At 67.2% G+C, this 2,900-nt stretch carries 2 protein-coding genes; both read right to left on the minus strand.

The features are described from left to right. Positions 1-69: 69 nt before the first annotated feature. The gene (locus GHC57_RS18770) at positions 70-864 is read right to left on the minus strand and encodes an AAA family ATPase (protein WP_170294976.1); all 795 of its coding nucleotides are present in this window, start codon (positions 862-864) and stop codon (positions 70-72) included. A 68-nt stretch (positions 865-932) separates the two neighbouring features. Continuing rightward, positions 933-2,900: Mu transposase C-terminal domain-containing protein (locus GHC57_RS18775; RefSeq protein WP_153347142.1), on the minus strand; the 1,968-nt coding region annotated here is incomplete at its 5' end.

Genomic DNA, 2,900 nt, shown 5'->3' on the forward strand with positions numbered 1-2,900 from the left:
TATCCAGATAGAACGGGTTCTTGTACTTCGATTCCGTCGCGGCAGTCTGGTATTTGGGCGTTTCGGCGTTCATGCGGCGCCCCCCTTCAGGTTCGGAATCCCCACGACCGGCGCCGCGTCTTCAAGGGTCTTCAGGGTTATGGCACCGTCCCCCAGCTCCCGCGCCACCCCAAACAGGTTCCGCACCTTCTGAAGGGCGCCGGGCAGTTGCGCCGCCTTCTTGACCAGCGCGACGGCACGCTTGCCGTCAATGCCGTGATGGGCGCACAGGGCCTCAACATCCGCCGCCTTGGGCGCGGACAGGTCGAGCTTGGCGCCAATGCGGCCGGTGAACTGACTGAAGCCGGCGCGACCGCGCCGCTTGTCGGTCTTGCTCAAGCGGTCCATGAGGCCCCGGTTGCCCACCAGCACCACACCGAACACGACACCTTCGGCCCCGACCTCGTCGAACAGATCCCGAAGGGCCTCAAGAAGGTCATCTTCAAGGTGCTGCGCTTCGTCCAGGATCAGAAGGCCGTTGGACATCCAGCCGGCGCGATACCGAACAGCGTTGTAAAGCTCCGACGCCGAGACGTTCGGCATGGAACCGCAGCCCAACGCCTCCGCCAACCGAACCAACCCCGGTTGCAGACGGGACGCGGCACGGGTCATCCGACACAGGCGCACGTCTCCGCCCTCCGCGCGGGCCGCATAATCCGTGATCGCGGCCGTCTTGCCGGTGCCCGGCTCCCCGACCACGACGCCAAGCCAGCCGAAGGACTGACAGGTATGCAACAGGTGGTGGATATCCCGCGCCGTCGGGGTCAGGCAGAATTCCCCCTTGGGTTCCAGGGGCGGTTCTCGTAGATTGATGATCTCAGTCATGGGTTCCATCCTTCTTGGCTGGTGGCCGGGATTGCCGTCCCGGCCGATATGGCGGGCGGGTGATGGGCTCACCCGTTCGCCGCTTTGCGGTTTGCGCGAGCCGCCAATCTGGCAAGCGCGCTTGATATGCCCTCCGCCGCGCGATCCTCTTCGACACGAACGGAGGCATCCGGAAGCGCGCGCGCCCGGCGCGCCGCATCCTGGAATTCGGGGTTGATGGACATCTGTCCGGCGCTGGTGGGCTGCGGCGCAGGGAACAGCGCGTTGACGGCCCGCATGCTGTCGCGGGTGTCGGCCGGAACCTGGCCTTGCGCGGCCACCTCCCGCCGGAGAATGCCGGCCTGCCGGGCCTGGTCCTTGGCGCCGGCCGGATCGCCGAACACGTACCGGGTCGGTTCCGTGGCGATATCCAGGAACGCGTCCTCTTCGTCGAAGACGTACATACGCCCGCCGTCGCCGATCAGCGGAACGCGGACGGTGACCTTTCGGCCGCTGCCTGCCAGGGTAATGAGCCTGTCCGACCGGTATTCCGTGCCACCGATGGTGAACGCCCCGCCCGGATAGACGGACCGGGTCTCGACCTTGCTGAACGCGATTTCAAGTTGGTGCGGATCCAGTGTGACGCTCTGCCATCCATCGGTGATGAACGCCCGCAGGCTGTCGTTCGGGGACTTGCCAGCCAGATGTCCGCTTTGCGGCTTGTTGTGGTAGTAGGCGAGGAAGTCAGCGAATTCGGCCTCGAGTGCCGTGAAGTCGCCGTCGTATGGCACCGGATCCTTGCCCTGGTTCTGTGTCTTTTTCTTCATGCGGTCCCCGCCAATATGGCCGGGCACCTGAGACAGGACCGTCCGTTCAAGGATGGCGAACGCGGTTTCGATGACCTTGGACTGCGGATTGTAAGGGCGGGACTTGCGAACGCCCGCCGCCAGATCCTTTGCGTCAAGGACCTGCATGGCCGGCGCAAACCACCGTTGCAGGGCCAGCATGTCGTCGGCGAGGGCGTCGAACAGGGCGTACTCGCTGCCGTTGTCCAGGTAGAGCCGGCCCGGCACGCCCCAGCGCGGATCCGCACACATGGCCGCGAACGACCCCAACACGTCCCGCCGCTTCACCGCTTCGCCCCTCGGCTTCAGGACCAACGTGGCGAAGAGGCGATTGGTCGCCAAGTCCTGCCATGCGATGGCCTTGGGCGTGGCAAGGCTTCCGTCCGGCCGGCGAACCAGAACGTCCAGGTGGTGAACGTCGCCGGCCACGAAGTCCATGGGCCGCAGGTGCGACCGGTCGCGCCGGATGCGAGGCACCTGGACGGCCGCCGATTTACCGGCATCGCGCCGGTACATGTGGGCCGCGCGGTTGCTGTGTCGGTGCGGCTCGATCAGATTGCGCGGCACACGACACAGCGGGATCAGCGTTGCGTCTGGCAGGTCCATGCCGGCCGCGCGGCTGGCCTCGACCAGAACCGGGGTGACGTTCAGTTGAACGACCTGCCAGTTGTGACCGGCCCTGAACTGGCGTCCAATCGCCGTTTCAAGGGCCTTTTTGATGCCTTCAAGAGCCTCTTCAGAGAGGCCCGCCGTCCGCGCCGCGTCATCCCACGCGCGGGAGATCACCACCCGGCGCCGGCCCCGATCCGCTCGGTCCTTGCGGGCCAGCGCGGTTGCGCCGCCGGCCTCATAGGTCTGGACCCATTTTCGCAGGGTGCCCGGCGCCACCCGCTTGCCGCGCCGCTTGCCGTCGGGATGCAGGGTGTCCGCCGCGACGGCCTCAAGAGCGCGCGCCCGTTCGGGGGAACCGGGCTCTCCCGCTTGCCGGACCCGCTGGATCGCCCGGACTTTCCAGGCGGGAAGCGTGGCCGGAGCCGGCGCCCGAAGGTCCTTCGGGATCACTTCACCCGCCGTTGCGGCTGGCGCCGGGGCAGGCAAGGGCTCCGGCGGGGTGACCTGGTCACCGCCGCCGCCGGGGATGCTACGCGCGCGGACCTGATAGCACACGCCACCGCGCCCGCCGCGCCCCTTGACCGCGATCACGTCCAACCG

Origin of the sequence: Roseospira navarrensis, from assembly GCF_009601025.1 — a bacterium.
Classification (GTDB): Bacteria; Pseudomonadota; Alphaproteobacteria; order Rhodospirillales; family Rhodospirillaceae; genus Rhodospira; species Rhodospira navarrensis.